The sequence below is a fragment of the Spirosoma utsteinense genome, assembly GCF_014282275.1.
Lineage (GTDB): Bacteria > Bacteroidota > Bacteroidia > Cytophagales > Spirosomataceae > Spirosoma > Spirosoma utsteinense.
In genome coordinates, this window is sequence record NZ_VFIA01000148.1 from 1 (window position 1) to 1,109 (window position 1,109).

Annotated in this window: 1 protein-coding gene; it reads left to right on the forward strand. The window is 40.0% G+C overall.

Annotation, left to right across the window (positions count from 1 at the left end):
- Positions 1–50: 50 nt before the first annotated feature.
- Entirely contained in the window at positions 51–620 is a 570-nt protein-coding gene (locus FH603_RS28175; protein ID WP_186742703.1) for a DUF4304 domain-containing protein, read from the forward strand.
- Positions 621–1,109 lie beyond the last annotated feature (489 nt).

A 1,109-nucleotide genomic window follows, 5' to 3' on the forward strand; every position in this document is an offset into this window, starting at 1 on the left:
GGTGCTGAGCCCTTTGCGCCGAACGGCATCTTGGTTGCCACAGTAGCGGCATGAGACGACGAGTGTTACCATGCAATAAAGACGAAGAGTCCACGGTTACGTCACGACCGAAACTTGAAACCGTTGGTCAAATTATTAATGTTCAGAAAAATTCATTTGGCAATAAAGACAGTATTAGTTTTACTATAAACACAGGGATATTTGTCCCTGAATATTGGCTTGCATTTTATAATTACAGCGACAAAGGACTTCCAGACTATCCGACTGAACCCGAATGTTTGATAAGGAAAAGAATTGGATACTTGCGAAACCAACACGACGCTTGGTATGATATTAAAGAACAAACTGACGAGCAACAACTAATTAGCGAAATGAAAAAAAATTTAACAGATTACATTTTGCCATATTTTGACCGACTGAATAGCACTGAAAAAATGCTTCAAGAATTAGATAAAGCAGATATGATGATGACCCCTTTAGGAAAATTAATAATTTATGGCGAGCTTAAACAATTAGACAAAGCTAAAAGAGAATACGAAGGACTACTAAACAATAGAATAAATCCACAGTTCTTATTGACAGTTAAAGACTATGGACAGAAATATGGACTTGACAAATAAAAAACTACAGCTAACAGGGGTTTGGCAAAATGGGGGCAGAAGTGCTAAATCGAACATTTGTTCTTCTAATTCCCCCACTTCGCCAAGCCCCAAAACGTTGGCGGTCATTGCAGAGCGGCACCCAAACCTACAAATAGATACCCCCCGTTCTCGTTAGGCTCTGCCGAGTGAGTGATATATAAAAGTGCTCGCATCGGCGACCCAGTCCGGTACGTAGTTAGTTCATAGCTCAAGTTAATTTTTGGGTATTTTAGTTAAAGCGCAGTTGGAGACCGATTGTAGCTAATTTTTACTCGACTTACCCAATGGCGTCGACTTACTCAAAAAATACTTAACACAACAAGCGCGAAGTATTTACACCATTCTTTGTACAGTACTAGGTCGTGCCTTAAAAGTGGATATTAAGCTTGAAAAAGAGATGGTTAATCAGCAACCCAATCACCGTGTCGTGCATTAAAACCGACTTGGAAAAACAGATGGTGCGACGCG